We start from the raw sequence: 396 nt of genomic DNA, 5'->3' as shown, positions 1-396 counted from the left end.
ATGATTTATGAACCGAAATATTCTTTTCCTACTAATCTCACGCTGCCTGCAGGTGTTTTAAACCTATTTCTAACGCACCCGTTCCACCAAACCCTTGATTAAATAGAAGCGGGACATCATACTTCTTTGCGTATTCCTTTGCTACATCAATAGAGACATGTCCACATGCACCTTTCTGCACGACAATGACATCACATTTCTTAATAACACTACGAAAAGTCTTCTTTACGCCACCATGATTCTTTCCGTCATGAAAAATCACCTGACAATCTCTTTTTTTCGCTAGTTTTTCTAACGTCCTACCATTTGATCCACCTAATACTAGAATTGTATTCATTCCCACTCACTCTCCTTATTTTTCTTTTTTGTGTATGTACTTGGTGTTGTTAACAATAC

The 396-nt window shown here is 37.4% G+C and carries 1 protein-coding gene; it reads right to left on the bottom strand.

Going from position 1 to position 396, the window contains the following annotated elements; genetic code table 11:
• Positions 1 to 37 precede the first annotated feature (37 nt).
• Positions 38 to 337 (bottom strand): DUF2325 domain-containing protein, encoded by a 300-nt coding sequence (locus tag MR155_RS31460; RefSeq protein WP_002169762.1) that lies wholly within the window; start codon positions 335 to 337, stop codon positions 38 to 40.
• Positions 338 to 396 lie beyond the last annotated feature (59 nt).

This window comes from Bacillus cereus group sp. BfR-BA-01331, assembly GCF_022663915.1.
GTDB classification, from domain to species: Bacteria; Bacillota; Bacilli; order Bacillales; family Bacillaceae_G; genus Bacillus_A; species Bacillus_A mycoides.
The sequence above is the reverse complement of the archived record's forward strand: the minus strand, read 5'-3'. Positions and strand labels throughout refer to the sequence as shown.

Excerpts from the sequence above, each read along its gene's own strand:
- MR155_RS31460 (WP_002169762.1), bottom strand. The coding sequence starts at position 337 with ATGAATACAATTCTAGTATTAGGTGGATCAAATGGTAGGACGTTAGAA.